This is a genomic window from Streptomyces sp. NPDC005141 (genome assembly GCF_053599975.1).
The window spans coordinates 1-23,464 of the sequence record NZ_JBSFYW010000093.1 but is presented as its reverse complement, the minus strand read 5'-3'; the positions used below and the strand labels follow the sequence as shown (position 1 = coordinate 23,464).

Annotated in this window: 17 protein-coding genes and 2 pseudogenes; 7 read left to right on the top strand and 12 right to left on the bottom strand. The window is 73.7% G+C overall.

What is annotated here, in order from left to right:
* The first annotated feature begins 91 nt into the window (after positions 1-91).
* The gene (locus tag ACWD68_RS38965) at positions 92-481 is read left to right on the top strand and encodes an iron chaperone (protein ID WP_451811203.1); all 390 of its coding nucleotides are present in this window, start codon (positions 92-94) and stop codon (positions 479-481) included.
* 245 nt (positions 482-726) lie between these two features.
* On the opposite strand, the gene ACWD68_RS38960 is transcribed toward ACWD68_RS38965, so the two are convergent.
* From ACWD68_RS38960 to ACWD68_RS38920, 9 genes and pseudogenes are all read right to left on the bottom strand, one after another.
* Positions 727-3,021: a condensation domain-containing protein gene (locus ACWD68_RS38960; protein ID WP_451811202.1), complete on the bottom strand. Its 2,295-nt coding sequence runs from the start codon at positions 3,019-3,021 to the stop codon at positions 727-729.
* A gap of 177 nt (positions 3,022-3,198) precedes the next feature.
* A complete protein-coding gene (locus ACWD68_RS38955) occupies positions 3,199-4,125 on the bottom strand; it encodes a 4'-phosphopantetheinyl transferase family protein (protein ID WP_451811201.1) in 927 nt (308 codons plus the stop codon).
* 12 nt (positions 4,126-4,137) lie between these two features.
* Entirely contained in the window at positions 4,138-5,904 is a 1,767-nt protein-coding gene (locus tag ACWD68_RS38950; RefSeq protein WP_451811200.1) for an acyl-CoA dehydrogenase, read from the bottom strand.
* A 315-nt stretch (positions 5,905-6,219) separates the two neighbouring features.
* Positions 6,220-7,176 carry an aromatase/cyclase gene (locus ACWD68_RS38945; RefSeq protein ID WP_451811199.1) on the bottom strand — a complete coding sequence of 319 codons (957 nt, stop codon included), beginning with the start codon at positions 7,174-7,176 and terminating at the stop codon, positions 6,220-6,222.
* 50 nt (positions 7,177-7,226) lie between these two features.
* Positions 7,227-8,030: a 3-oxoacyl-ACP reductase FabG gene (fabG, locus tag ACWD68_RS38940; protein WP_451811198.1), complete on the bottom strand. Its 804-nt coding sequence runs from the start codon at positions 8,028-8,030 to the stop codon at positions 7,227-7,229.
* Positions 8,027-10,144 (bottom strand): FAD-dependent oxidoreductase, encoded by a 2,118-nt coding sequence (locus ACWD68_RS38935; RefSeq protein ID WP_451811197.1) that lies wholly within the window; start codon positions 10,142-10,144, stop codon positions 8,027-8,029. Before ACWD68_RS38935 ends, fabG begins: the two co-directional genes overlap by 4 nt.
* A gap of 178 nt (positions 10,145-10,322) precedes the next feature.
* Positions 10,323-11,924 (bottom strand): class I adenylate-forming enzyme family protein, encoded by a 1,602-nt coding sequence (locus ACWD68_RS38930; RefSeq protein ID WP_451811196.1) that lies wholly within the window; start codon positions 11,922-11,924, stop codon positions 10,323-10,325.
* A gap of 932 nt (positions 11,925-12,856) precedes the next feature.
* Positions 12,857-13,807 carry an MBL fold metallo-hydrolase gene (locus ACWD68_RS38925; protein WP_451811204.1) on the bottom strand — a complete coding sequence of 317 codons (951 nt, stop codon included), beginning with the start codon at positions 13,805-13,807 and terminating at the stop codon, positions 12,857-12,859.
* A gap of 192 nt (positions 13,808-13,999) precedes the next feature.
* Positions 14,000-15,209 (bottom strand): annotated as a pseudogene (locus ACWD68_RS38920) (RNA-guided endonuclease InsQ/TnpB family protein); the annotation flags it as partial.
* 155 nt (positions 15,210-15,364) lie between these two features.
* Between ACWD68_RS38920 and ACWD68_RS38915 the strand changes: the two are divergent.
* Positions 15,365-15,604, top strand: coding sequence for a DUF6059 family protein (locus ACWD68_RS38915; protein ID WP_451811195.1), 240 nt, complete (start codon positions 15,365-15,367; stop codon positions 15,602-15,604).
* A gap of 452 nt (positions 15,605-16,056) precedes the next feature.
* On the opposite strand, the gene ACWD68_RS38910 is transcribed toward ACWD68_RS38915, so the two are convergent.
* The 3 genes from ACWD68_RS38910 to ACWD68_RS38900 all read right to left on the bottom strand — a co-directional run bounded on the left by ACWD68_RS38910 (position 16,057) and on the right by ACWD68_RS38900 (position 18,117).
* Entirely contained in the window at positions 16,057-16,323 is a 267-nt protein-coding gene (locus ACWD68_RS38910) for an acyl carrier protein (protein WP_451811194.1), read from the bottom strand.
* 120 nt (positions 16,324-16,443) lie between these two features.
* A complete protein-coding gene (locus ACWD68_RS38905; protein ID WP_451811193.1) occupies positions 16,444-17,250 on the bottom strand; it encodes a thioesterase II family protein in 807 nt (268 codons plus the stop codon).
* Positions 17,251-17,301: 51 nt separating this feature from the next.
* Positions 17,302-18,117 carry an AfsR/SARP family transcriptional regulator gene (locus ACWD68_RS38900; RefSeq protein WP_451811192.1) on the bottom strand — a complete coding sequence of 272 codons (816 nt, stop codon included), beginning with the start codon at positions 18,115-18,117 and terminating at the stop codon, positions 17,302-17,304.
* 327 nt (positions 18,118-18,444) lie between these two features.
* Here ACWD68_RS38900 and ACWD68_RS38895 point away from each other — a divergent pair.
* The 5 genes and pseudogenes from ACWD68_RS38895 to ACWD68_RS38875 form a co-directional block, all read left to right on the top strand.
* Positions 18,445-19,451 (top strand): annotated as a pseudogene (locus ACWD68_RS38895) (RNA-guided endonuclease InsQ/TnpB family protein); the annotation flags it as partial.
* 465 nt (positions 19,452-19,916) lie between these two features.
* A complete protein-coding gene (locus ACWD68_RS38890; protein ID WP_451811191.1) occupies positions 19,917-21,146 on the top strand; it encodes an LLM class flavin-dependent oxidoreductase in 1,230 nt (409 codons plus the stop codon).
* 194 nt (positions 21,147-21,340) lie between these two features.
* Positions 21,341-22,348 (top strand): AfsR/SARP family transcriptional regulator, encoded by a 1,008-nt coding sequence (locus ACWD68_RS38885; protein WP_451811190.1) that lies wholly within the window; start codon positions 21,341-21,343, stop codon positions 22,346-22,348.
* 346 nt (positions 22,349-22,694) lie between these two features.
* A complete protein-coding gene (locus ACWD68_RS38880) occupies positions 22,695-22,979 on the top strand; it encodes a hypothetical protein (protein WP_451811189.1) in 285 nt (94 codons plus the stop codon).
* On the top strand, positions 22,976-23,371 hold the full coding sequence (locus tag ACWD68_RS38875) for a hypothetical protein (RefSeq protein ID WP_451811188.1): 396 nt from the start codon (positions 22,976-22,978) through the stop codon (positions 23,369-23,371). The genes ACWD68_RS38880 and ACWD68_RS38875 overlap by 4 nt, the downstream gene beginning before the upstream one ends.
* Positions 23,372-23,464 lie beyond the last annotated feature (93 nt).

Sequence of the window (23,464 nt, the reverse complement as noted above, 5' to 3'; positions counted from 1 at the left end):
TGCCCTGCTCCGCAGGAGTCCGTTTCTCCCCCGCAAGCGGGAGGTACCCCCACCCCGGCCTGAAGGCCGGGGTATCCACGGAGGAGTTCCGATGAAGGAACGCGCCAAGGAGCTGAAGGGTGCGCGCCGCGGCTCGGGCGGCGCCAAGGCGGACACGGAGGGCGAGGTCCTCGCGAAGATCGCCGAGATGCCGGAGGCGGACCGGCACCTCGCCGAGCGGATCCACGCCATCATCAAGGCCGCCGCCCCGGACCTCACGCCCAAGCTCTGGTACGGGATGCCCGCGTACGCCAGGAACGGCAAGGTGGTGTGCCACTTCCAGTGCGCGCAGAAGTTCAAGTCGAAGTACGCCACGCTCGGTTTCAGCGACCAGGCCGCTCTCGACGACGGCGCCGTCTGGCCGACCGCGTACGCGGTGACGAAGCTGACCGCGGCCGACGAGAAACGCATCGGCGCGCTCATCAAGAAGGCGGTGGGCTGAGGCGGCGCCGGCGAGCACGCCATCACCGGTCCTGCCCGGCCGAGCCGCCCCCGGACGACCAGCCGGCGGGCGGCTCGCCTGCGCGGCGGCACAGGCCTCACCGTCCGGCACAGGGCCCACCTTCCGGCGCAGGCCTCAGCTTCGGCGTAGGACTCGCCTTCGGGCCAGGACTCGACTTCCGGCGCGGGCTCACCTTCCGGCGCGGGGCTCAACTTTCTTCGTACGGGCCGCAGTTGGTCCGCCGGTCAGGTTTCTGGCCGGTGGCCGGTGCGTGGTTGCCGGTTGAGGAGGTGGGCGAGTTCACCGGCCCGGGGGTGGGTGAGGAGTTCGTCCAGGCGCAGGGTGCGTCCGCAGCGAGCGCGGAGTTCGTCGAGCAGGCGCATCGCCAGCAGCGGGTGGGCGCCGGTGTCGAAGACGTGGTCGCCGGGGTCGCGCGGTTCGGTGCCGAAGACGGCCTGCCAGGCTTCCTTGACCGCCCGGGTCTGCGGGCCGTCGGGCCAGGTCGGTTCGGCGGCGGGTGCGGTGAGGGGGCCGGTGTCGTCGCTCATGCGGGGCAGGTCCGCGTCCGGCAGGGCAGCGACGATGTCGGCGATGGTCGTCGACTCGTCGTGGGTGGAGGGCAGTTCGCGCAGGAGGTGGGCGCACTGGCCGACCAGCTGGCCGGCGTCGGTGTCGCGGATCCGGGCGCGGTCGTGCACGACGGTGAGGAGCAGGCCGCCGTCGGTGTCGGGGCAGGCGAGCAGGGTGATGGGGAAGGCGCTTTGCAGTCCGAGGGCCTGTGGGGGGCCGACGCGGATGTCGTGTGCGGCCAGGGCGGCGTCCAGGGCCGGGGAGGTGCGCGGGCGGTTCTCGAAGACGATCAGGCTCTCGAGGAGTTTCTCGTCGGCCCTGCGTCCGCTCCATTCGTGGATCTGTGCGGTCGAGACCCATTCGTAGGCGGCCATGTCGAGTGCCTGGTCGCGCAGTTGGGCCAGCAGCCGGGGCACGGTGTGGTCCGGGTCGATGCGGACGATGACGGGCAGTGCGTTCATCAGGAGGCCGGGGAGGCGTTCCACGGCCTCCAGGGCGATGCCGCGGCCGGAGACGCTGACGCCGAAGCCGACCGGGGCGGGTCCGCGGGCGCCGTCCGTCCGGTAGAGGAGCAGGGCCCACACGGCCTGGAGCATGCTGGATTCGGTGGCGGCGCGGGCGGCCGCCCAGCGGCGCAGCCGGCCCGACTCGGTGCGGCTGAGGCGGGCCTGTGCGCGGCCCCAGCCGCTCTGGCCGGTGGCGGGGCCGGGCAGGGCCGGCCGGGTCGCGGGGGTGGCCGGCCCGGTGGCGGCCGACCAGAACGCGCGGGCCGGGGCGGTGTCCTGCTGGGCGAGCCAGTGTGCGTAGTCGCGGATGTCGGGGCGTCGTTCGCTGCCCGGCAGGAGGCCGTCGGCGAGGTAGGCGCGGTAGAACTCCTGGAGCAGGACGGACACGCTCCAGTGGTCGAGGATTGCGTGGTGGAAGGTGACCAGGACGCGGGTCGAGGCGGTGCGCTCGGTGTCGCGGGCGGGGCGGCTGTCGCCGGTGGGGGTGTCGTCGAGGAGGGTGGCGCGCAGCAGGCCGGGGGTGCGCAGGTCGAAGCCGCGCAGCCGGTCCTGGTGCAGCAGGTCGTCCCAGTCGGCGGTGCCGGCGCGGTGGTGGACCACGTCGGCGGTGACCTGGTCGTGCAGGACGATGCGTGGGTGGCGGTCCCAGTCGAATGCGGCGCGCAGGACGGTCTCGCGGTCGAAGACGGACTGCCAGGCGGCGGTGAACCGGTCGGTGTCGAGCGGGCCGTGCCAGTGCCAGAACAGCTGTTCCACGTAGCGGCCGGTGCCGTGGTGGGCCAGTGCGTCCAGCAGCAGGGCGTGCTGGCGGGGTGCGACCGGCAGGGTCTGCGGGGCGGCGGGGCTGGTTTCGTGGGGGTGCTCGTGCCGGTTCGCCGCGGCGGGGTTGCCGGGGATGGCCCGGGTGGTGGTGTGGGTGATGAACGCGCGGGGGGCGGCGGCGGGGTTCTCGCCGTGCTCGTAGGCGTCGAGGAGGTCGGCCAGGAGCAGGCCGGCGGACTCGCCGTCGGCGACGAGGCGGTGCATGACGAGCTGCAGGGTGTGGTGTGCGGGCCCGTGGGCGATCAGCACGGTGCGCAGGACGCCGGTGTGTTCCAGGTCGAGTTCCTGGCCGGTCTCGTCCTGGGTGGGCGGGTGGCCGGGGGCGGTGCGGCGTTCCAGGCGGGGGGTGCGGGCCGGGTCGAGGTGGAGGCGGGGCGGCCCGTCCGGGCCGGGTGCCAGGCGTGCGGAGAGCAGCGGGTGGCGGGCGATGAGGCGGGCGAGGGCGCTGTGCAGTTCCCTCTCGTCGAGGGGGCCGCGCAGGTCGATGGCGAACACCAGGTTCAAGGAGGCGTCGTGGGGGTGGGCCCGGTGCCGGCGCAGCAGGGCCAGCTGCTGCTCGGTCAGGGGTACGGTGCCCGCCTCGTCCGCCCCGGATCCGGCGGTCGCGGCGGGCGGCGCGCCTTGGGGCTGGAACTTGGTCATCGGGTGTCTCCTGAATCGCCATCCGGGGCATGGGGTTTGCGGGCATGCCTCGGCTCGGTGGTCCGCACCGTCCGCTCCCGAGTGTCGGGCACACTGCTGCGACGCCGCTGACGTGGGGCTGACGCGCCGAGCGGGCGTCAGGCGGGGTGCGAGCGGGTCTCGAGCGCCGGCGCGGGATCACCCGGGCCGGCGGGGGGCGGGGCTGTCGTTCGGCGGTGGGCCGCAGTGCGTCATGACCGCCGCGAAGCCCGGGTCGAGCATGGTGCGTGCCGAGGTGTCGGGGGCGGTGTCCAGGCCCGCGTCGTGGCGGGCGGTGCTGAGCAGGTAGCGGTCCAGGATGCGGTGGGTGGAGAAGGTCCACTCGGTGCGGGCGGCGGGTGTGCCGTCCGGGGCGAGCAGGCGGCCGGTGTGCAGGCCGAAGCCGAACTCGGTGAAGCGCAGCCGCATGCCCTGGCCCAGTGCCTTGGTGTAGGCCTCTTTGAGGGTCCACAGGCGCAGGGTCTGTTCGCTTTGTTCGTCCTGGGCGAGGCGGGCCAGTTCGGCTGCCTCGGCCGGTGTGCACATCTGGGCCTGCAGCAGGTCGGGGCGCATTTTGCGGTCGGCGGGCTCGGCGTCGACGCCGATCCGGCCGTCTCGGCTGAGTCCGAGGGCCATCAGGTCGCCGGTGTGGGTCAGGCTGAGGTCGAGCTGGTCGAAGCCGCGCAGGTAGGGGCGTCCGCCGAGCCGGTAGGAGACGTCCAGGCCCTCGGGTGCGGTGGCCAGTGCGGCGGCCGCCGTGTATTTCATCAGCAGGCGCGAGGCGACGAACCGGTAGCGGACCGCCGGGTCGGTGATGCGCCGGCAGCGGGCCCAGTCCCGCCGTCCGAGGAGCCGGCGCAGGTGGGGCCGGGTGAGCGCGGCGGGCAGCCATTCGCCCCAGGTGGTGTGGACGACCGCGTGGCCGTGGGCGCGCAGGTGGTCGCGGACGGGCCGCCAGGGTCCGGCGGGCAGGACGTGCAGGGGCTCGCCGGTCACGGGCCGGTCCATGGCCGTGGGGAGGGGCTCGCCGGTCACGGGCCGGCCGATGGCCGTGGGGAGGGGCTCGCCGGTCGCCGTCGGGTGCATGGCGGCTGTCTCCTAGCCTGCGAGGGGTGTGTCGTACACGTCGAAGCTGTGGTTCCGGGTGAACCGCAGGAGTGCTTCCTCCAGGACCGACTGCAGGACGCCGTGGGGCAGTTCGGGGACCGGGATGCCGAGCCGGCGGGCGATCCGGGAGAGGGCCAGCACCGCCCAGGCCGGCTGGGCGAGGAAGGTGCCGGTGTGGTGGTGGCCCTCCCACACGCCCAGGCAGGCGGCGGCGGCGAGCACCAGGACGTAGCGGTCCAGGAGGGTGCAGGCCCGCGGGTCGGCGAGGGTGTCGTGGACGGCTTCGGGCAGGTGGCCGCACTGCTCGCGCAGGGTGCGCATCTCCTGGACGAAGGTGTCCGCGAGGTCGGCGAGTGCCGCCTGCTGTGCTCCGGCGGTGCGCTGCGGGCCGAGCCGGCCGGCGGCGCCGATGAGGGTGGCGGTCAGTACGTCGTCGCCGCCCGTCAGGGACAGCCTGCGGTAGTCCAGGTCGGGGACGGCGGCGGTGGGCAGGTACAGGGGGGCGGCTGGTTCGGGGGTGCGGAACCACGAGGTGCGGGCGAGGGCGCGCAGCCGTGGCACCAGGACGGCCTGGCAGGCGGCGCTGCCGGCGTGGCCGAGTCCGGCGACGGGCAGGTCCCGTCCGAGTTTTTGGAAGCCGCCGTACAGGGGTCCGCGGTCGTAGCCGTGGGCGCCCAGGACGGTGGCCAGTTCTTCCCAGTTCTCGCGCAGCACGTCCTGGGTGGCCAGTTTGACGGCGGCGGCCGTCAGGTGGGCGCTGTCGGGCAGCAGGCTCAGGGTGCGCAGGGCGGTGACGGCCATGGCGTCGCAGGCCAGCAGGTCGGCGAAGACGCCGGCGAGCACCGGCTGGTGACGGCGTGCCGGCTGCCCGGTGGTGCGGCCGGTGGTCGCGGCCCGCACCGCGAGCCGCAGGGCGCTGTCGACGCCGGCGACGAGGGCGGCGGGGATCAGGCAGCGGTTGACCATGAAGGTGCGCAGGGCGAGCGGGAGTCCGTCGCCGATGCCGGCGACGAGGGCGGTGGCGGGGGCGGGGCAGTGGGTGAACTCCAGTCCCGCGAAGCGGTTGCCGCGCATGCCGGGGGTGGCCACGCGCGGCAGGCGGCGCAGCCGGGCCGGCGGGAGCTGGTCGGGGTCGAGGAGCAGTACGGAGTGGCTGTGCGGGCCGGGTGCGGTGGCCGTGCGGGCGTACATGACGAACGCGTGGGCCCGGTCGGCGTTGATGATGACGTCCTTGCGGCCGTCGAGGACGAAGCCGGCGCCCGGGGCGGGGCGTGCGGTGAACTCGTCGCGCAGGATGGCGTTGGCGTGGGTCAGTTCGTGGTGCAGGATCGTGACCCGGCCGCCACCGCCGCCGTCGCCGTGGAGCAGGTGGCGGGCGGTGCGCTCGCGCTGTTGCCGGTCGCCCGCGGCCCAGACGGCGGACGCGCCGAACAGGGCGGTGATGCCGTAGCCGAAGCCGAGGGCGACGTCGCGGCGAAAGAGCGGGCGCAGCACGCGGGCCAGGGTGTCGGGGCGGGCGAGGCGGCCGCCGAGGCGGCGGGGGACGAACTCGGCGGCGAATCCGGCGTCGGTGAGCAGTGCCTCGGTGGCCTGCGGGGTGCGGCGCTGTTCGTCGGCGTCCAGGAGCGCGCGGTGGCCGTGCGGGTTGCGCGGGTCGGCCGGGTCGCCGAGGAGTTCCTCGATCCGTGCGGCGCGCTCGGCGCCGTCGGACCCTGCGGCACCGGCGGGGGCGGCCGGGCCGCCGGGTGCGGCCCTCACCTGATTCCTCCGAGGACGCCCCGGACTTCGGGCCGGGGCGGAATCGGACTCCGGCGGAGCAGGGCAAGGAACGGGGTTTCGCCGCCAGGGCGAAAAACCGCCCGCCCGATCGGGTAGGCTGCACGCCGCGCGTTGCGAGAACCAAGCACGTGCGACGTGCCGAGCGAGTACCAAGCCGGCACAGCAACCTCCAGACTTCTAGAACCCGGGCTGGTCTCAACCCGGCTGGTGTTGATCGTGTGGGACTCGATTGCTCGCCGAGCAACCGAGCAGCGTGAGCCAGGAATCGCCCTGTCTTTTCAGCTGGGGGAGGATTCAAAGGAGGGTGACCGCGTTCCGGGCGTGCCGGCCGGCCAGGTCGAGGACTGCTGTGCTGGTGCGGCCCAGGGCCTGGCGCAGATGGCGGCGGGCCGCGGCCACGTCCGCGTGCTCGCCCAGCACCTCGGTGATGTCCTCCTCGCGCAGCACGACATGGTGCTGCGCGATGAGCGTGACGCCTCTCTCGTCGGGGACGACGGACCATTCGCCGGTGTGCGCGGCCATCAGCGGTGCGGTGGCGGTCTGCTTGAAGACGATGCGTCCGGCGTGCGGGAAGCAGACCCGCACGGACCGGGTGGTGTGTGTGCGGCCGTCCGGTGTGCGGGTGTCCATGGACAGGGACTGGATGCCGGGTTCGTCCTCGGTGAAGTCCAGGCGGGTGACGTGCGGGAGCACCTCGGGCCAGTCGCCGATCCGGTAGAGGAAGTCGTAGACCAGTTCGGCCGGTCCGGGTACGCGCACGGTGTCCTCGAAGGACAGGACCAGGTCGTCCAGGCGGCCCCAGCGCTCGGCGAGAGCGCGCAGGCTCTCCAGCTGCGTCCGGGTGTTGGTGTCGGTGGCCCGCCTGACCCAGGCCGCGTCCTCACGGTTGTCGCCGGTGACCGTGAAGTCGTGCTGCAGGGTCAGCCGGGAGCGGTCGGCGCCGAGCGCCTCGACCGTCCAGGTGCCGGTCATGGACTGCAGGGGGGCGGCGGGCAGTTCCTGGCGGAAGGTGATCCGCCGCCGCTGCGGGTCCAGGGTGCGGCGTGAGGTCCATGACGTGACGTGGCCGTTGGCGGTGGCCCACATGCGCAGCCGCTCGTGGTCGCCGTCGAAGTCGAGCTGCTCCACGTGCACGGTGGGCGGCAGGAACAGCGGCCACCGGGGGGCGTCGGAGATCAGCCCGTACGCCACGCCCGCCGGCGCGGCGACGATCACCTGGTGCGTGGTGCGGTGCACTCGCTCGGCGGACATGTCCCACTCCTCGCTCTGGGGATCACACGGACGGTCGGGGGCGGGCGGTGTCAGAAGTTGCCCAGGCCGCCGCAGACGTTGAGGGCCTGGGCGGTGATGGACGCGGCGTGCTCGGTGGTCAGGTAGCCGACGAGGCCGGCGACTTCCTCGGGGGTGGAGTAGCGGCCGAGGGGGATCTTCGCCTCGAACTGCTCCAGGACGTCTTCCTCGGTGGTGTTCCAGGCGCCGGCGTAGCCCTGGCGGACCCGCTGGGCCATGGGTGTCTCGACGTAGCCGGGGCAGACCGCGTTGACGGTCACGCCGGTGGGGGCGAGTTCCTTGCCCAGTGCCTTGGTGAAGCCGACGACGCCGTGCTTGGAGGCGGAGTAGGGGGCGCCGAGCACGACGCCCTGCTTGCCGGCGGTGGAGGCGATGTTGATGATGCGGCCGCCTCGGGTGCCGGCCAGGCCGCCGTTCTTGAGGACCTCGCGGGTGAGCAGGAAGACGCTGTTGAGGTTGGTGTCGATGACGTCGTACCAGAGTTCGTCGGAGAGGTCGGCGGTCGGGCCGCCGCCGCTGCGCCCGGCGTTGTTGACCAGGACGCTGATCGGTCCGAAGGCGTCGACCGCGGCCCGCACGAGCGCGGCGACGGACGGGGCGGAGCGGACGTCGGCGGCGGTGCCGTCGGCTTCCAGGCCCTCCTCGCGCAGGTCCTCGACGACCTGTTTGACCTGCTCGGGGTTGCGCGCGCAGATGAAGACGCGGTGGCCGCGGCGGCCCAGGTCGCGGGCGACGGCCAGCCCGATGCCGCTCGTCGCGCCGGTGACCAGGGCGAGGGGCTGGGCGGGCGAGGGGGCGGGCGGGGATGACGTCATCGTGTTCTCTCCATTTCCGTGGCGCCGGCTGGGCTGTTCGTCTCGACCGTGTCCTGAACGGCTCGACGGCCGCCGGAGGGCCGCTCGAGAGGCGCTGCATGCCCGGCGGCGACGGGGTGGACCGGGGCGAGCGCCCGCTCCAGCGCCGCGGGGGTCAGCGTCTCGCCGCGTGCGGCGAGGTAGCCGTCGGGCCGCACCAGCACCCAGGAGCCCTCGGCCGTCAGCCCCAGGGCGGCACGCAGGGCGCCGTCCGCGTCGGGCAGCGCTCCCTGTCCCGTACGGCTGCCGACGCGGCGCACGGACAGCCAGGCCCCGTACCGGCGGTCCGCCTCACGGGCCGTGCGCACCGCGGCACTCCCGCTCCCGCGATCACGGCTGCTGCCACTGCCGTGGTCGCTGCCACCGCCACGGTCGCCGTCGCGGTCGTGGTCGCCGTCGCGGTCGCCGTCGCGGTCGTGGTCGCCGTCGCGGTCGCCGTCGCGGTCGTGGTCGCCGTCGCGGTCGCGGTCGCCGTCGCCGTCGCGGTCGCGGTCGCGGTCGTGGTCGTGGTCGCGGTCGTGGTCGTGGTCGTGGTCACTCCCCCTGCCGCTCCCGCTCCCGCTGCCGTGGTCGTGGTCGTGGGCGTGGGCCAGGAGCAGGGACCAGCGCACGTCGCGCAGTTCGCGGACCAGCGCGTCGCCGGCGGTGGCCGCGCCAAAGGCCCGTTCGCCGGGTGCGGGCACCGGCCGGCGGCGCAGGCGGGTGCGGGGGGTGGCGGCGGGCGTGGTCAGGGGCGATCCGGCGTAGTGCAGGCGCAGTCCCGACATGCCGCCCAGCACCTTGCGCTGGATGGCGCGGCGCAGCCACGGCGCGTTGCGCACGACCGTGAAGACCAGCGGCAGGGCGACGGCGGCCAGGACGTTCTTGAACTGGACCAGCCAGGTGGCGGTGCGCGTCGAGTCGAGCAGCGCCCGCCCGACCGGGACCCGTTCTAGGCCGTAGGACTCGAGCAGCGGGCGCCGCGCGTGCCCGTGGTGGACGGCGGCGAGTTTCCAGGCGAGGTTGTACGCCTCCTGGATGCCGGTGTTCATGCCCTGCCCGGACGCCGGGCTGTGCACATGGGCGGCATCGCCCGCGACGAACACGCGGCCTTCGTGCATCCGCGGGACCATCCGCTGCTGGAAGGTGAACACGGACGTCCACTCGGGCTCGCCGACCCGGACACCGGTGCCCAGGCCGCGGGAGAGCTTGGCGCTGAACCGTTCGGCGCTCCCCCTCCCCTCGTGGCTCTCGGGGGCCGTGTCGAGCAGGCGCCAGTGGCCTTCGCGGGCGTAGGGGACCATCATCAGGGCCTGGCCGCCGGTGTGGACCCAGTAGATGGTGTCGGGCGCCAGGTCGGTGCGGACGGGGGCGTCGGCGAGCATCCAGGTGTCGCGGCTCTCGCCGACCAGCGGCAGGCCCAGAGTCCCGCGGACGGTGCTGTGGCCGCCGTCGCAGCCCACCAGCCAGGGCACCGCGCAGACTTCCTCCCACTCCCCCCGCCCGTGCCCTTCCCGCCCTTCCCGCTCTTCCCGCTTCTGGGGGTCCTCGCGTTCCTGGGGCTCTTCCCGCTCCGCCGGCCCCTCGCGCTCCCCGGCGCCGGCACGGGCGCGAGTGCCGTCGCTGCCGCTGCCGCTGTGGATCAGCCGTGCCCGTACGCCCGTCGCGTCCTGCTCGAACCCCGCCAGACGCACGCCCCATTCGACCCGCACGCCGAGCCGGGCGACGGCGTCGCGCAGCACGCCCTCGGTGCGGGTCTGCTCGATGATGAGGGTGTAGGGGTAACGGGTGGGCATCGAGGCGTAGTCGGCCTCGAGACGGACCAGACGCCGGCCGGTGGCGTACATGGTGAAGGCCCGGTTGCGGCGGCCGTGGCGGAGCATGCCCTCGACCGTTCCCATCTGGTCGAAGGTCTCCAGGGTGCGCGGGTGGACGGCGACCGCGCGGCTGGTGCGGGCGGGTCCGGGCGCGGCGTCGACGACACGCACCCGCAGGCCCCTGCGGGCCAGTTCATGCGCGGCGGTCAGACCGACCGGCCCGGCCCCGACGACCAGCACGTCGGGGCCGGGGGGCGGCTTGTGCACAGAGGGCACCATGACGGGTCTCCTGTCGGAAGGGCGGTCCGGACGCCGGTGGGCGGCCCGGGCATCGGGCGGTTGGGCCCGGGCGTCGGAAGGTTGGGCCCGGGCGTCGGACTGGTGGTCCGGGCATCGGACGGTTGGGCCCGGGCACTGGACGGTTGGTCCGGGCATCGGGCGGAGTTTCAGGGGGAGTTCAGGTGCCGGCTCCGGCGGCGGCGCGGGCGCGCACGGACTCCCGCAGCGCCTGCCGTTCGGGTTTTCCGGTACAGGTGCGGGGCACGGCGTCCAGGGCCTGGGCCCGGTGGATCCGCTCGCGGGGGGCCAGCCGCCCATTGGCGTCCCGGACGATCGCCTCCAGCGTGCGCGCGGTGTGCCGGGCGGGTCCGGGCGGCCCGCACAGGACGATGCCCGCCCACGCCACGGCGCCGTGCTCCGCGTCCGGCCAGGCGACGACCACGCAGTCGGCGACCCTGGGGTCCTCGGCGATGACCCGTTCGACGCCGGTCGGTGACACGAGTTCGCCGTCGCGGGTGAAGACGTCGCCGATCCGGTCCGCCAGGAACAGGCGGCCGTCCTCGTCGAGCAGGCCGACGTCACCGGTGGACAGCCAGCCCTGCGCATCGACCGGGGACGGTTCGCCGTCGTCCAGGTAGCCGGCCATCACCTGGGGTCCGCGGACCTGCACCTCCCCCGCGGTCCCGGCCGGGACCGCGGTACGTGAGCGGAGGTCCACGACACGGCATTGGGTGCCGGGCAGGGGCGGGCCGACGGCGCCGGGCAGCACGGGGTCGTGGGGGCGCTGCATGTGGGACAGCGGGGAGAGCTCGGCCAGGCCGTAGCCCTGGATCACGGGGACGCCGAGTGCCTGGCCCAGGCGGCGGGCGGCCTCGGGGGCCAGCGCGGTGCCGCCGGACATGACCGCGGTCAGCCGCGGGCCGGCCGGGATTCCCTCCCGGGCCGTGTCCAGCCGCGGGTCGGCGGCGAGCCGGTGCAGACGGGCGGGCAGCCCGTAGTAGTGGGTGGCACCCGCCCGGGCGGCCAGCGCGAGTGAGGCCACCGGGTCCGGGTCGTGGCACAGAACCTGCGAAGCCCCCGCGTACACCGCGGAGTTGAGATGCATCAGATGGAACAGCGGCAGGTGGTTGAGGGTGACCGAGCCGGGTCCCAGGCCCTGGGCCCGGGCGGTCTGGACGGCGTTGGCGACAAGATTGCGGTGGGTCAGCCGCACTCCCCTGGGACGTCGGGTGGTCCCGGTGGTGAACTGCAGGCAGACCACCGCGGACAGGTCCGGGGCGGCGCTCGCGTACGGTGCGCCGGACACGGTGTCCAGGGCGGTGTGCAGCGCGAGGGCGCCCTCGGGGACGGTCCCTCCGGCGTCGGCGTCGGTGACCAGGACGGTGTGCAGCAGGGGCAGCCGGCCGCGGATCCTGGCCAGCCGCTCGGCGACGGCGGCCGGGACCAGGGCGATCTCCGTGCCGGCGGCCGTGCACAAGTGGTGCAGGGTGTTCTCGTCGACCAGCGGATTGATCAGGGCGACGGTGTTGCCGCTGCGGCTGGTGCCGTAGAAGGCGGCGGGGAAGAGCGCGTCGAGGCCGGCGGCCACACCGACCACGACCGGCCCGCGGCCCGCCGTGCGGGCGGCGAGGAAACGGGCGATCCGGTCGGCGTGGGCGTCGAGCTGCCCGAAGGTGAGCGTCCCCCGTCCGGTCGTGAGGGCGGGCGCGTGCGGGGCGCGCGCGGCGGCGCGGCGCAAAAGGCCGTCCAGTGGCAGTTGCGGGCACGTGAAGTGCGGCACGGTGTGCGGCCCCCCTTCTCCGGCGGGTCGGCTCCGGCGCCTCGACGGGCCGCCCTGACGTGGTGGTACGCCCCACGCTCAGGGCCCGGACTTGAGAGATGTTCGAAACCCGCTCGACCCCGGCCGCAGAACACGAGGAGAACCGGCACAGCCCACAGCCCACAGCCCACAGCCCGCCGCGCGCCCCAGCCCCGCCTCCGTCTCAGCGCGGCGAACCCTCCCCGCGCACCGCCGCGTTCACCGCCTCGGCGCGGCCCGGCCCCGGCCGCGCGCGGTGAACCCGCCCCGTGCACACGCGGTGAACCCGCCCCGGACGCCTGCGTGTTCGCCGCCCGGTCCGCGCGGATACGGCAGCACGCGCTCCCGGGTGCGGCAGCGCCCGCGCACCGGACGCGGCTCCGGGACGCGGCGACGGAGAGGCGGTAGGCGGCGGATGCCTGCGCCGAGGACGCCGTCTTCACGCAGGACGCCGGCTTCGCCGTAACGGCCCTGCGCTGCCCGGTCGCCGGGCCGGGGACCGGGCAGCGCGGGGCGGGGAAGGCAGGGCGGGAGCCAAAGGAGGGCGTGCGGGCATGCGGGCGTCCGGCGCGGCGCGGGTGCGGCCTAGGCGGTGAGGTGTCCGGACGGCGCTTCGGGGTGTGCGTGTCGTGCGGAACGGTGGTCGCCTCGGTGCCCGGCGGCGCCTGCCGTGCGCACCGGGGGTGCGTGGGCGGGCGCGGACGTGCTGTGCACAGACATGCCTGGGCGCCCGGACATGTGCGGGCACGCGGACATGTGCGGTGCGGGTGTGGTGGTGTGCGGTGCCTGCGCAAGGACTGCTCGGGGTGGCCCGCAGGGTCATTCGAGCAGTCCCTCAGGGCCGCTCGGGGCCGCTCTGGGCCGCTCGGGGCGGGCCGGGGCGGGCCGGGGTCCGGGCCGGGGTGGTGCCTGGGTCAGGCCAGGCAGCAGAGCGGTCCGCCGTTGAACTCGGTCATCTCATCGAGTGCGGCGTGTTTCTGGGGCAGGGGCAGCGGGGCGTCGGCGGGCAGGCCCTGGAGTTCGGCGTAGGCGCGGCAGAGGTTGGCGGACAGCCGTTCCGGGTCCAGGAGGTGCGCGTAGCGTCCCAGGTGTGCGCCGCGTGCCGTCTCCAGCGGGGTCCGGCCGGCCCGTACGCCCTCCTGCGCGAGCCGGCGCACCAGGAGCAGGTAGCCCTCGACGGCGTCGAACACCTCGGGCCCGCACACCGCTCCGTGACCGGGTACGACGGTGGTGGCGCCGTACGCGCGCAGCCGCTCGATCGCGGCCAGGGATCCGGCGAGGGAGCCCATCAGGAAGAAGGGGGTCACTGCGTTCATGGCGAGGTCGCCGGTGAACAGGACCTTCTGCGCGGGCAGCCAGACGACCGTGTCGTTGGAGGTGTGGGCGGGCCCGATGTGCTCCAGTTCGGCGCGGATCGCGCCGACGTGGAGGGTGAGGCGGTCGCGGTAGGTCACGGTGGGCGGCGCGAGTTCGATGCGGCCCCACTGCACGTGGGGCCACAGGCTCTTCAGGTGCAGTCCGGCCGCCGTCATCTCGGTGCGGGTGCGCTCGTGGCCGACCACCAGGGCCTCGGGGAAGACGAAGTTGCCGAAGGCGTGGTCGCCGTGGAAGTGGGTGGTGACCACGGTGCGCGGCGGCGCCGGGTTGAGTGCCAGTGCGGCGGTCCGCAGATGGCGGGCTCTGGTCTCGGTCGCGGCGGTGTCGACGAGGGCGCTGTGGCCGCCGGAGACGAGGATGCCCGCGTTGTTCAGGCACCAGCCGCCGGGCGGCTGGAGATAGGCGTGCACGCCTTCGGCGACCTCGGTGACGCGGCCGGCCGGAGCGGGCACGGTCACCGGGGTGCGGACTGGGGGGCTGGGGCGCACGCCGGTCTCCTCACGCAGTTCTCGGTCCGGTGAGCCTGCCGGGTCCGCCTCGCGGCGCGGTGGACAGCGGCCGAACCCGCCGCTGTCGAGCGGCTCTCGACCGGTTGTCGACCGTTTCCTAAGAGCGTTGCGGGCACGACCGGTCCACCAAAGCCCGGAAAGGGGAGCCGGGTTGGCATCCTCCCCCGCCTGGAGGCGGGGGGTTCCAGCGGTCGCCCGCTGGGGTTCCTGCTTCACCGACGAACTGCCCCGTCCGGGAGGACTCCCGTTGAGGTCTTACACCGTCTCCACAGGCAGACACGGCCGGCCCGGCCGCGAGAATGTTCTTCGCCGCGTTCACGTCGCGGTCGTGCACCATGCCGCAGCCGCACGTCCATTCGCGGATGTTCAGCGGCAGCTTCGCCCGGATCGTGCCGCAGGCCCCGCACCGTTTCGAGCTGGGGAACCAGCGGTCGATCACGACGAGTTCACGCCCGTACCAGGCGCACTTGTACTCCAGCATCATCCGCAGCTCACGCCAGGCCGCGTCCGAGACGGCTCGGGCCAGGGTGTGGTTCTTGACCAGGTTGCGGACGGTGAGGTCCTCGATCACGACCGTTTGGTTCTCACGGACGGGACGAGTGGTCAGCTTGTGCAGGAGGTCGCGGCGCCGGTCGGCGATCCGGGCGTGGATTCCGGCGACCTTGCGGCGCGCCCTGGCCCGGTTCGCACCGTCCCCCTCGGCCTTGCGGGACAGCCCCCGCTGGGCCTTCGCGAGTCGGGCGCGGTCACGCCGCTCGTGCCGCGGGTTGGTGATCTTCTCTCCGGTGGACAGGGTCACCGGCGAGGTGATCCCCGCGTCGATCCCGACAGCGGCCGAGGTGGCCGGTGCCGGGGTGATCGTGTCGTCGCAGAGCAGCGACACGAACCAGCGTCCGGCCGCGTCCTGGGACACGGTCACCGTGGACGGCTGCGCGCCCTTCGGGAGCCGCCTGGACCACACGATGCCCAGGGGCTCGCGCATCTTGGCGAGCGTGAGCCGGCCGTCGCGGTGGCGGAACGCCGAGCCGGTGTACTCGGCCGAGCGGCGGGACTTCTTCCGCGACTTGAACCGGGGGTACTTCGCCCGTCCCTCGAAGAAGCCGGTGAACGCTCCTCGCGGGTGCCGCAGACACTGCTGCAACGGCACCGAGGACACCTCGAACAGGCAGGCGAGCTCCTCGGTCCTCTTCCCCGCGGTGAGCATCGCCGAGGTCGGGTTGCAGTTGACCCTTTCCTGTCGCTGGTACCACGCGGCGGTACGGACCTCGAGGGCCCTGTCGTAGACCTTGCGCACACATCCGAAGGTGCGCGACAGCTCTGCCGTCTGCACATCGTCCGGGTGGAAGCGGTACTTGAACGCCCGCTTCACATGAGTGGCCACAACTCACGAACCACTGCGCCGACTTGGCACCGTCTGGGGACCGTCGGTGGTAAACGACCATCCGTCCCGGCGGCGGACCTCTCCCCCCGCCCTGCTCCGCAGGAGCCCGTTTCCTCCCCGGCCCGAAAGCCGGGGCAATCCATGGAGGAATCCCGATGAGCGAGCGCCGCCGATGGCCGTCCCGTCTGCTGCGGCGGGTCTGGCCCGCACTTGCCGCCGCGGGACTGCACCACGTGCTGGGTGAGATGCACCGGGCCCGCACCCCGAAGGTGCCGCTGGCGCGGCCGCCCCGGGGCCACCCCGAGCGGTTGCGCCCGGACGTGCCGCTGACATCGCTGGAACTGGCCCTGGTCCGGGAGCTGGACATCCACTGGCGTTCCCGCGCCGAGGGCTGAGGACAGCGGCGGCGACAGCTGCAGTTGGTTTCAGTCGCAGCGGCGGCGACAGCTGCAGTTGGTTTCAGTCGCAGCGGCGGGCGCCGGGAGGCCGGCTGGCCGGGCCGGCGCCGCGGACGCCGAGCACGGACGCGGACGGGCACGCGCCCAGGCATGGGCGCAGCGCGGGCGCGGGCGCGGACCGCCCAGGAGCGGAGGCGCGGGCCCGGGCACGCGGGCCCCGACGGGGGTCTTGTGCCCGGACGTTGTGCCCGGACGTTGAGCCCGGGTGTTGTGGCCGGGTCTTGTGCCCGGGCGTTGTGCCCGGGCGTTGTGGCCCCGGGCGTTGTGGCCCCGGGTGACCTGCCCGGCCCGGGCAGGTCACCCGGCCCGCCCGGCCATCCGCACCCGGTCCGTCCGGTCGGGCCGGCCTGCCCGGCCTGCCCGGCGTGCCCGGCCTGCTCTGTCGTGGTTCAGGCGACGGCCCGGGCGTCGGACAGTGCCCCGTTGACCAGGGCGAGGAAGGCGCGTGGTGTGTCGGCCTCCTCGAGTGCGTCCTCGTCCAGGGTGATGCCGTGGTCCCGCTCGATGTGGCCGGCGGTCTGCAGGATGGCGAGCGAGTCGTAGCCGAGTTCCATGAACGGGACGTCGATGACGTCGCCGTCCAGGTCGACGCCCTCCTCCTCGCCGGCGCACTCGCGCAGCAGGGTCTTCAGGTCGCTGAGCTCAAGGCGGTTCATGTTGTCTCCGTTCGGTTGTGCGGGCGGGTCAGCGGGCGGTGGACGGGGGGCAGTTGGGCGGGCACCGGGACGTCCGGGCGGCGGGGTCCGGGGCGGGGGCGGGCCGTGGTGTCGGCGCCCTCACCGGTGTCCCGCGGCCGGCAGGGGTTCCGCGGCCGGCAGGAGTCCGGGTGCGGATGCGGGTGCGGGTGCGGGTGCGGGTGCGGTGCGGTGTGCCACGCGGCAGGCGCGTCCGATGAGGCGGGGCAGTTCGGGGCCGCGTACGAAGAAGTGGTCGCCCGGCAGTGTGCGGCGCACGAGGCGGTCGCTGGTCCACTGCTGCCAGCCGTCCAGGGCGGCGGGGCCGACCACGGGGTCCGTGCGTCCGCCGACGGCGAGCACGGGCACCGGCAGGGTGCCTGTCGCGTCGTCGACGGCGGCGGTGCGCAGGGCGCGGGCCAGTTCGAGGTCGTCGCGCAGCACGGGCAGGACGGTGCGGTGCCAGACGCTGCCCGGTCCGGTGAGCGGTGTGTCCGGGGCGCCGTCCAGCGCGCTGAGCAGGCTCAGCAGGTCGCCGTCGGTGGTCTCGCCGGGCGCGGCGGTGCGGGCGGCGGCGAGGTGCGGGGCGGGGCAGGCCCCGACGGCCAGCAGTGCGGGTGCGGGCAGGCCGGCGTCGAGCAGGGCGCGGGTGAGGGTGTAGGCGACGATGCCGCCGAGGCTGTGCCCGTAGAGCGCGTACGGGCCCTGGTCGGCGGCGTCGGCGAGCGGGCCGAGCAGATCTGCCAGCAGCCCGTCGCGGTCGGTCGCCCGGGGCTCGCGGCGCCGTCTGCCGCGTCCCGGCAGCAGCAGCGGGACGACGGTGATGCCGGGGCCGCAGAGTTGCTGCCAGCGGCCGAAGCTCGACACCCCGGCGCCGGCGTGCGCGAAGCAGTACAGCCTTACGTCCATGGGCCGAGCCTCGCCGACCCCTCTGGAGAACGGCTTGAACCGGACGTCGGGTCAGGCGGCGTACAGGTCGAAGGTGGAGGAGCGGCGCGGCCCGCGCAGGATGTCGAGCTTGGGGTCGACGGCGAGCATCGCGTGGTGCAGGCGCTGCAGCTGCGGTGCGGGTTCGACGCCGAGTTCCTCGATGAGCCGGCTGCGCAGCCGGTGGTAGACGCCGAGTGCGGCCGCCTGCCGGCCGGAGCGGTAGAGCGCCACCATGGCCTGGGAGTGCAGTCCCTCGTGCTGGGGGTGACGGGCGATCAGGTCGGTGAGTTCGGCGATGACCTCGACGTGCCGGCCCAGGCGCAGGTCGGCGTCGATGCGGCGTTCACGGGTGACCAGGCGGCTCTCCTCCAGCCGCATGACCTCGATGGACAGGATGGGGCCGACGCGTACGTCGACCAGTGCGGGGCCCTGCCACAGGTCCAGGGCCGCCCGGTAGGCGGCGGCCGCCTGTTCGTCCTCGTCCAGGGCCTGCTGTCCCTGGGTCACCAGCCGCTCGTACTCGCGTACGTCGACGGCTTCGGAGGGTATCTGCAGCAGGTATCCGCCGTGCCGGGTGGCCAGCACGTCCTTGGCGGCGCCGGGTATGCCGGGTCCCATGGCGGTGCCCAGCCTGCGGCGCAGCTGGAGGATGTACGTCTGCAGGGTGGTGAGCGCGCTCTGCGGCAGTTCGGTTCCCCAGATCTCCTCCATGAGCGTGGGTACGGGCACGACCCGTCCCGGGTAGAGCGCGAGCAGTGCGAGGATCTGCCGGGGCTTGCCCGCCGTCGGAACGATCGACATCCCGTTGACGGCGGCACTCAACGGACCCAGAACCTGAATCTTCATGGTCTCCTCCGTACCGGTATCCAATTGGGCGTCGATTTTGCGCCGCTCAGGTAATTCCTGTCTTTTCCTCACGAGCCGGGGACGAGACGAACCGTAGCCTCTCTCAGTCTTTCGCGGCGTCATCCTCCAGATGCCTTCGAGCAGTTCTCCACAGGCCTGTTCCTGACGAGGCGCTGACATTGGACTGACCCTTTCCACACGGTGTCCGGCAGGGTCTTCCGGAAGATTCGGGGCGCCATTAGCTTCCCTTCCATCCCTCTCTTCGGAGGGAATCCTCACCTTCAGGCGGGGAGGATCAAGCGACCTCGACCGGAGGGGGTGGGCTGGATGATCCGTGCGTACACGTTCCTCATGCGGCCCACCGCGGGCCGGCGAGCAGCGCTGGGCGAGATGCTGCGCGATCACTGCTCCCTCTGCAACGGGGCATCGCAAGAACGCCGTGACGCCTACCGGCACGTCTCCAGGACGAGCGTGAAGTACGGGCAGCAGTCCGGGCGGCTCAAGGGCATCCGGGCGTTCGACCCCGAGCGGCAGGGCCGCTGGTCGTTCTCCTCGCAGCAGGCGACGTTGCGCCGGCTGGACCAGGCGTTCGCCGCGTTCTTCCGTCGGATCAAAGCCGGCGGCAGGCCCGGGTACCCGCGCTTTCGTGGGGTGAACTGGTTCGACACGGTGGACTTCCCCAAGGACGGGGACGGCTGCCGCTGGGACTCCACCCCGCACGACCCCGTCATCCTCACTGCCTCCAACGGCGTACACGTCGTCAACCCGCGCCACGCCCGCAAGGCCGCCGCCAAGCTGGAGGCCGCGCAACGGGCGCTGAGCCGCTTTCCGCGCCGCAAGGCCAAGGACCGCACCCGCAACCACCAGCGCGCCGTGGACAAGGTCGCGGCTCTGCATGGCAAGGTGCGCCGCCAGCGGCTCGACCACGCGCACAAGACCGCACTCGATCGGGTCGGTGAGCACGGCGTCATCGCGCACGAAGACCTCAAGATCCGCACCATGAGCAAGACCCCCGCGCCGGAGCCCGACCCCGGGCAGCCGGGCGCGTTTCCGCCCAACGGGGCAGCGGCCAGGACCGGGCTGAACCGTTCGATCGCTGACGCCGGTTGGGGGTGCTCCTCATGATCCTGAACGCAAAGGCTGAAAGCGCCGGGCGGGAAGTGATGGCCGTGGACCCCCGCGACACCTCCCGCACGTGCCCGGAATGCGGGCACACCGCGAAGGAGAACCGGCCCGCCCAGGAGAAGTTCCACTGCCTCTCGTGCGGCCACCGGGCACACGCCGACGCCGTCGGAGCAGCCAACGTTCTACGGGCCGGGCCGGTCCGCCGCGACGCCACCCGGCATAGCGAGAAGCCACCCTGTTTACGGGGTGCAGGAGTCACGGACAGCCGTGCGCAGCGTGCCGTGCCGGCGGGCGCGGATCCTTTGACCCGGCAGCTGCTGCGGCAGCTGGCCGCCCGCGCCGTACCGGCGGAACCGTCCGGGCTCCCGGACGGCGGGCAGGAGGAGGGGGCGGGCCGCGGGCCGGACGCGGCCGGTGCGCTGCGGCTGCTCGCCGCGTGGCACCGGCGCGGGACCGAGGTGGGCTTTCCCGAACTGACGGCCCTCCCCCGGCCGTCCGCCGGCGGCTGACCGCACCGGAACCGCGGAGGGTTTCCTCGAGGCTGCGCACACGGTTCCTCGAGAGACGCTCGCGTTTTTCCCGCAGCCGTCCCGCTCCGTCTATGGTCCGGTGACCGAGGAGTCTTTTCAGGGATTTCCGGCAGGCCGGAAACGGATCACGGGACGGAGCCCCTCATGGAATTCGGTGTGAACTTTTTCCCGGCCGTCGACCCGGCACGGAAGAGCGCGAGCACCTATTACGACGAGAGCCTTCAACTGGTCGAGCTCGCCGAGGAACTGGGATTCGCCCACGTCCGGGCCGGCGAGCACTACGGCTCCGCGTACGGCGGCTACAGTCCCGACCCGGTGGTGTTCCTGACGGCGGCCGCGGCGCAGACCCGCCGCATCCGGCTGGTGAGCGGCGTGGCCGTCTCCCCGTTCGCGCATCCCGTGCAGATCGCCGCGCGTCTGGCCCTGCTCGACAACCTCTCGCACGGCCGGCTCGACGCCGGTTTCCATCACGGCGGTCCGCGGCCGGAGCTGTTCGGCGTGCCGGCCGGGGACAGCGCCGCCCGCGTGCAGGAGACCGTCGAGGCGTGCGTTGCCCTGTGGAGCGGCGAGGAGGTCCGCTTCGAGGGCTCCGTGCACCGCTTCGGCCCGGTGACCGGCTTCCCGCTGCCCTACCGGCGCCCGCATCCGCCGGTGTTCGTCGCCGGAGCGGGAAGCACCGAGTCGTGCGCCCGGGCGGGCGCCCGGGGCCATCATCTGCAGCTCTCCCCCGTCCCCGCCGGCCGCCGGCAGGCGCAGGGGATGACCGGCGCCTACCGCGCGGCGCGGCGGGCCGCGGGTCACCGGGGCGAGGGCTGCGTCCAGATCGCCTACACCTGTTATCTCGGCACGGACCGGGAGGTGACCCTGGCAGCCGCCCGTAGCGGCGAGCACCACCGCGCACGGCTGAACGCCGGGGCGGGCGCCGCCGGGGCGGACGTGCGGCGCCCGCTGCCGGGCGCCTCCGATGCCTCCGATGCCTCCGGTGCCTCCGGTGCCACGGCACACGACGACGGCTACGACGACGGCTACGACTACGACTACGACGACGGCTGCGGTTACGACTTCGACCGGGCGCTGGCCGGCCACCAGGTCCTGGCCGGCACGCCCGACGACGTGCGCGCGCAGATCGAGACGATCCGCTCCTGGTACGGCTCCGGCGTCTGCCTGAGCCTGCAGTTCAACCCGGGGCATCTGCCCTACGGGCGCGCCGTGCGCGCCATGGAGCTGTTCGCCGCCGAGGTCGCCCCCGCCTTCACCCGCTCCCCCGCCCCCGCCCCGACCGGGACCGCCGGCGCTGCTGGTGGCGGTACTGCTGCTGGTGGCGGACGTGTCCGTGGTGCGGGTCCGGTGGTGGCGGCGACGGCCGCCGCGTGAGAGGCCGGGCCGAGCGGGCCACGATGTCCGGGCCGGGATGTCCGGGCCGGGCAGGTGCCCGGCGGCGTCCGGCCGGTGAGGACCGCTGTCCGGTCAAAAGGCGGCCGGCCCGTACCGGTTGAGGAGAGGGCACCGTGCGCGGCGTGCCCGTCACCGGGCCGGTTGGGGAGCCGCGAGGAAGATACGAGGAAGAGATGCAGTTCCGCATTCTCGGTCCCGTGGAGATCCAGGACGAGCGAACCGGTCTGAGGATCGTTCCGGCGGGCGCCAAGCAACGCGCCCTGCTGGGCGCGCTCGTCGCCAGATCCGGGCACGTCGTGCCCGTCCGCCGGCTGATCGACGAGCTGTGGGGGCACCGTCCGCCGGCCAACGCGGCGAACGCGCTGCAGGCCCATGTGGCCCGGCTGCGCCGGCTCGTACCCGAACCCGGACAAGGGCCGGAGTCCGGGCCGGGGCCGGGGGCGGTGGGGCGGGACCGGGAGTGGATCGTGACGCGGCCGCCCGGCTACCTCCTGCGCGCGGGCCCGGATGCGAGCGACGCGCAGCGGTTCAGGGAACTGGCCGCCCGGGGCCGGGCGGCCGCCGCCACCGATCCGCGCCGCGCGGCCGAACTGCTGCGCGCGGCGCTGGCGTTGTGGCGGGGGCCGGCGCTGGAGGGCAGTGCCCGCGGCGGTGTCTGCGCGGCCGAGGCGGCGCGGCTGGAGGAGCAGCGGCTGGCCGCGCTGGAGGCCCTCTACGAGGCGTGTCTGCGGGCGGCCCGGCACGAGGAGATCATCGGCGAGCTGGAGGAGCTGACGGCCGATCACCCGGTGCGGGAGCGGTTCCACGACCTGCTGATGGTGGCCCTGTACCGGTGCGGGCGCCAGGCGGAGGCGCTGGGGGTGTACGACCGGGTGCGCCGGCGCCTGGTGCGTGAGCTGGGCGTGGAGCCGGGGGCCGCCCTGCGCGAGCGGCTGGAGGCGATCCTGCGGCACGATCCGGACCTGGCACCGCCCCGGGCGGCCGGTCACAAACGCATGGCGTCGGTGCACCCGCTGCCGCTGCCGGCCCCGGCCGCCGATCCCGACGCAGTCCTCGCGGGCCTGGGCGGCGAACTGGCCCGGCTGCAACGCCGTATCGAACGGCTCGCTGCCGAACAGGACGCCCTGATGCGCCGCTTCGACCAACTCGTCGCCGTCGCACAGCGGGCGGCGGGCCAGTAGCGGCCGCGCACGGACACCCGCCACGCAGACCATCGGAGCCCCGACGAGGATCGGCGGGCGTTGGGCGGCGGGCCGGCAGGTGCACGCCGGCGGTGGATGCCCGGTGACGGGCGCCGCCGGGCAGGGGTGGTTGAGCTGTTCTGCCCGCACATGCTCGCGCCGTACGCGGCTGCGCCCGGGCCCGGCGCGCTCTTCACCCATTTCACGTGCCCAGCACGCGTGTCACTGACATCCCGGGACGAGACATGGGTCCGGGGAGCGGAGGGCAGCAGATCGCCGCCAACAGCTGGCTGCGCGTACGCCCGAGTGACGAGGCCGGCCACTATAGGGCTGCTATGGTCACACTATGACCAATACGACGATCCAGGTGACGAAGCAGACTCGCGACCACCTCGCCGAGCTCGCGGAGGAGCGCGGCCTGAGCATCGGCCAGCTCGTCGACGCACTCGCGACCGCGGAGCCCACCGCCGCGCAGCGGGCCGAGCAGGTCTCGGCGGCGCGGGCGCATGCACGAGAGGTGATCGGCGTCGACGTCAGCGACGAGGAGTTCGCTGCGCTGGACGTGCTCAGCAATCTGCGGCGCATCGCGTCGGAGAAGGTGCTCGCCATGCCGGGCAAGGACGCCGCGTGATCATTCTCGACACCAGTGCCGTGACCGCCCTGGCCTCTGGTCACAAGGCGCTCAACGCGCTCGCGGTCAACGTCACCGGAAGCGGCGACCGGCTCCTCGTGCCGGCTCTCTGCCTGGCGCAGGCCGAGGCCGACCACCCGGGAGCCTCGCGCGCCGTCCTCGGATACCCGTGCACCGATGTCGAGCCGCTCGGGCAGATCGATGCACCTTCCGTGGGCACGATGTTCCGCGACGGCTACGGCGGCATGGACACCTGCCACGCCCTCTACACCGCACTGCGCCGCACGGGCGCCGACGGCATGCCGATCCTCCTGACCGACGACGAGAACCGCTACCCGCCCGGCATCCTCGCCATCGGCATCGACACCCCCGGCATGCTCGGCTTCCACTGAGGGAGTGTCATGAATCAGGTGTTGACCTCCTCGAAGGAGTGAGCCTGATGAGTACGACGACTGATCACCTGATCGGGGCCGTGGACAGCGTGT

Excerpts from the sequence above, each read along its gene's own strand:
- ACWD68_RS38900 (WP_451811192.1), bottom strand. The coding sequence starts at position 18,117 with ATGAAGATTCAGGTTCTGGGTCCGTTGAGTGCCGCCGTCAACGGGATG.
- ACWD68_RS38965 (WP_451811203.1), top strand. The coding sequence starts at position 92 with ATGAAGGAACGCGCCAAGGAGCTGAAGGGTGCGCGCCGCGGCTCGGGC.
- ACWD68_RS38905 (WP_451811193.1), bottom strand. The coding sequence starts at position 17,250 with ATGGACGTAAGGCTGTACTGCTTCGCGCACGCCGGCGCCGGGGTGTCG.
- ACWD68_RS38935 (WP_451811197.1), bottom strand. The coding sequence starts at position 10,144 with ATGGTGCCCTCTGTGCACAAGCCGCCCCCCGGCCCCGACGTGCTGGTC.
- ACWD68_RS38890 (WP_451811191.1), top strand. The coding sequence starts at position 19,917 with ATGGAATTCGGTGTGAACTTTTTCCCGGCCGTCGACCCGGCACGGAAG.
- ACWD68_RS38955 (WP_451811201.1), bottom strand. The coding sequence starts at position 4,125 with ATGCACCCGACGGCGACCGGCGAGCCCCTCCCCACGGCCATCGGCCGG.
- ACWD68_RS38910 (WP_451811194.1), bottom strand. The coding sequence starts at position 16,323 with ATGAACCGCCTTGAGCTCAGCGACCTGAAGACCCTGCTGCGCGAGTGC.
- ACWD68_RS38885 (WP_451811190.1), top strand. The coding sequence starts at position 21,341 with ATGCAGTTCCGCATTCTCGGTCCCGTGGAGATCCAGGACGAGCGAACC.
- fabG (WP_451811198.1), bottom strand. The coding sequence starts at position 8,030 with ATGACGTCATCCCCGCCCGCCCCCTCGCCCGCCCAGCCCCTCGCCCTG.
- ACWD68_RS38945 (WP_451811199.1), bottom strand. The coding sequence starts at position 7,176 with ATGTCCGCCGAGCGAGTGCACCGCACCACGCACCAGGTGATCGTCGCC.
- ACWD68_RS38880 (WP_451811189.1), top strand. The coding sequence starts at position 22,695 with ATGACCAATACGACGATCCAGGTGACGAAGCAGACTCGCGACCACCTC.
- ACWD68_RS38915 (WP_451811195.1), top strand. The coding sequence starts at position 15,365 with ATGAGCGAGCGCCGCCGATGGCCGTCCCGTCTGCTGCGGCGGGTCTGG.
- ACWD68_RS38960 (WP_451811202.1), bottom strand. The coding sequence starts at position 3,021 with ATGACCAAGTTCCAGCCCCAAGGCGCGCCGCCCGCCGCGACCGCCGGA.